This window comes from Burkholderia sp. Ac-20379 (assembly GCF_017104645.1).
Taxonomy (GTDB): Bacteria; Pseudomonadota; Gammaproteobacteria; order Burkholderiales; family Burkholderiaceae; genus Burkholderia.
This window is the reverse complement of record NZ_JAAGPF010000548.1, coordinates 1-2,984: the sequence shown is the minus strand read 5'-3', so window position 1 is coordinate 2,984 and position 2,984 is coordinate 1. Positions and strand designations below refer to the sequence as shown.

At 70.5% G+C, this 2,984-nt stretch carries 3 protein-coding genes and 1 pseudogene; 2 read left to right on the top strand and 2 right to left on the bottom strand.

All coding sequences use genetic code 11. The annotated features are described in order from the left end of the window. Together G3N92_RS32570 and G3N92_RS32565 are read right to left on the bottom strand one after the other, a co-directional pair. Window positions 1–415 (bottom strand): PhaM family polyhydroxyalkanoate granule multifunctional regulatory protein (locus tag G3N92_RS32570; protein ID WP_339385872.1); only part of this gene is annotated, 415 nt, incomplete at its 3' end. A 137-nt stretch (window positions 416–552) separates the two neighbouring features. Next, window positions 553–1,545 carry a fumarylacetoacetate hydrolase family protein gene (locus G3N92_RS32565; RefSeq protein WP_206131638.1) on the bottom strand — a complete coding sequence of 331 codons (993 nt, stop codon included), beginning with the start codon at window positions 1,543–1,545 and terminating at the stop codon, window positions 553–555. Between the two features lie 113 nt (window positions 1,546–1,658). Between G3N92_RS32565 and G3N92_RS32560 the strand changes: the two genes are divergently transcribed. Both G3N92_RS32560 and G3N92_RS32555 read left to right on the top strand, forming a co-directional pair. After that, window positions 1,659–2,489 (top strand): IclR family transcriptional regulator, encoded by an 831-nt coding sequence (locus G3N92_RS32560; protein WP_206131637.1) that lies wholly within the window; start codon window positions 1,659–1,661, stop codon window positions 2,487–2,489. Window positions 2,490–2,668: 179 nt separating this feature from the next. Continuing rightward, window positions 2,669–2,984, top strand: a pseudogene (locus G3N92_RS32555) (DUF3108 domain-containing protein); the annotation flags it as partial.

The window sequence follows — 2,984 nt, the reverse complement described above, 5'->3', positions numbered from 1 at the left end:
CCCAGGGCCGCGCGGCCGGCGGCGGTTCGGGCGCATCCGCGCCCTTCGCCACGGCCGCCTCGGCCGCCGCCATCGATTCCTGCGCGAGCGCGCCGAACGCACGCAGCGTGGCCAGCGTCGCGCGCTGCACCTCGAGCGCCTGGATCGCCGACTGCAGCATGCCGAGATTGAGCTTCAGCCACTGCTCGACGGCGCGCAGGTCGGTGATGCGCTTGTCGAGTTCCTCGACGCTCGACAGCGGCGACATCATGTCCGACATCGCCGACAGCGACGGCGGCATGCCGGGCGGCGTGGCCGCGCCGATGCCCGCGCCGAACGGCGACATCCGCATCATGTCCCACATCCGGTCGAGCATCTCGGACGGGTTGAAACCTGCGAAACCGGAAAACGGATTGGAGCCGGGCGTATCGGTCATGCAACCATCCTTCGTGACGGGTTCGATGAAAACGGGCGGCGCCTGCGCGCGCCAGTTTCGATCATAGCGCGCATGGATGACGCGTGAACGCCCGCGCGGGCCGGGGTTTACGCACCCGGCGGCGGGCGCGGAGCAGCTCAGGCCTGCCCGTCGAGCGGCGACACGGCCTGCTCGATCGCGCCGAAGATCGACTTGCCGGCCTCGTCGAGCATCTCGATGCGCACGCGGTCGCCGTAGCGCATGAATTCGGTTTGCGGCGCGCCGTGCTCGATCGTCTCGAGGCAGCGCTTCTCGGCGATGCAGCCATAGCCGCGCTTCGCGTCGCGGTTCGAGACGGTGCCCGAGCCGACGATCGCGCCCGCGCGCAGGTTGCGCGTCTTCGCGGCGTGCGCGATCAGTTGCCCGAAGTGGAACGCCATGTCCACGCCCGCTTCGAGCTGGCCGACGCGCTTGCCGTTCCAGCTCACCAGCAGCGGCCGCTCGACGCGGCCTTCGCGCCAGTGTTCGCCGAGCTCGTCGGGCGTGACCGCCACCGGCGAGAACGCCGTGGCGGGCTTGCTCTGGAAGAAGCCGAAGCCCTTCGAGAGTTCGGCCGGAATCAGGTTGCGCAGCGACACGTCGTTGACCAGCATCACGAGCCGCACGCTCTTGAGCGCGTCGTCGGCGTTCGCGCCCATCGGCACGTCGCCCGTCACCACCGCCACCTCGGCCTCGAAATCGATGCCCCAGGCCTCGGACGCGCAGACAATGTCGTCGCGCGCGCCGAGGAAATCGTCGCTGCCGCCCTGGTACATCAGCGGATCGGTCAGGAACTCGGGCGGCATCTCGGCGCCGCGCGCGCGGCGCACCAGCTCGACGTGATTGAGATAGGCCGAGCCGTCGGCCCACTGGTAGGCGCGCGGCAGCGGCGCCATGCAGTCGGCCGCCTCGAACGCGAACGCGCGCCGGGCGCGGCCGTGGTTCAGCGCGTCGTACAGTTCGCGAAGCTGCGCGGCGTAGAACGGCCAGTCGTCGAGCGCGCGCTGCAGCGTCGGCGCGATCGTGTCGGCGATCGCGGCCGTCTGCAGGTCGCGGGACACCACGATCAATTGGCCGTCGCGCGTGCCGTCCTTCAGCGAAGCAAGTTTCATGGTGCTGGATACCGTGTAGTGACGATGGAGGGAATCTATTTTACGATGGTGAATCTGTGCGGCGAAGGCCGCGCCTGCCCGCATTCTCCACCTTCTCGACCCGCTTTCCGCCCATGTCCGACCACGACGACCTGACCGATGACGCCGCCGAGGAAAAAGTCCGCTCCGGCATTCAGTCGATCGAGGTCGGCTTCCGGCTGCTCGACGTGCTGACGCAGGAGCCGCGCGCGATGATGCTGCGCGATCTCGCGCAGCGCGCGCAGATGAGCCCGGCCAAGGCGCATCGCTATCTGGTCAGCTTCCAGCGGCTCGGCGTGGTCGCGCAGGATCCCGTTTCGGGGCGCTACGAGCTCGGCGGCTTCGCGTTGCAGCTGGGGCTGGCGCGGCTCGCGCGCGTCGACGGCGTGAAGCTCGCGCGCGTGGCGCTGTCCGCGCTGCGCGACGAACGCGACCTGACGGTCGGCATCGCCGTGTGGGGCAACCAGGGGCCCACCGTCGTGCACTGGATGGAATCGAGCCATCCGGCCAAGGCATCGCTGAAGCTCGGCGACGTGATGCCGCTGCTCGGCTCGGCCACCGGCCTGCTGTTCGCCGCGTACCTGCCGCGCAGCAAGACGGGCGCGATGCTGGAACGCGAACTGACCGACGCGCGCCGCGCCGCGCATCGCGACGCCCCGCGCACGATGGCCGAGGTCGACGTGCTGCTGGCCGACGTGCGCGCGCATCAGGCCGCGCGCGTGCAGGGCGTGCTGCTGCCGACCATCCACGCGTTCTGCATGCCGGTGTTCGATTCGCTCGGCGAGCTGTCGCTCGGTTTGATCGCGCTGGGCCACGAAGGCGTGTTCGACGTGGCGTGGGGCGGCGAGATCGATCTCGCGCTGCGCGAATGCGCGCAGAAGCTGTCGTACGAAATCGGTTACAGCGCCACGCCGCGCGACGCATGAGGCGGGTTTGACGCATCGGTTCGCGCGCCGCGCGAACGATCGGCGCGAGGCGCTGTCCGATCGGCTGGCGCTTCGGTTCACCTGATCTCGCCAGCGGCGCTGACAGTCGAGGCACGCCGCTTGCTCTCGCACCGACCGCGCCGCCGCTCATCCCTTCCGCAACCATCCGCGCCCGATCGATGCCCGCTCCGCTCCCGCCCGATTCGTCACGCCCGAAGCCGCGCCGCGCGCTGCGCATCGTGCTGACGCTCGCGCTGGTGCTGCTGCTGCACGCGCTGGCGGGCCTGTGGTTTGCCGGCTATCGCGCGCCCGCCAACCCCGATGCGCGCGACGACACGCCCGTCGAAGTCGAATTGCTGAAGCCGCAACCGATCGAACGCGCCCCCACGCCGGCCCCGCAACCGGCGGCCCGGCCCGCGCCGGCCAAGGCGGCGGCCACGGCAAAGCCCGTGCCCGCCCCAACGCCCGCGCACGACGACGCGCCGGTGCTCGCCA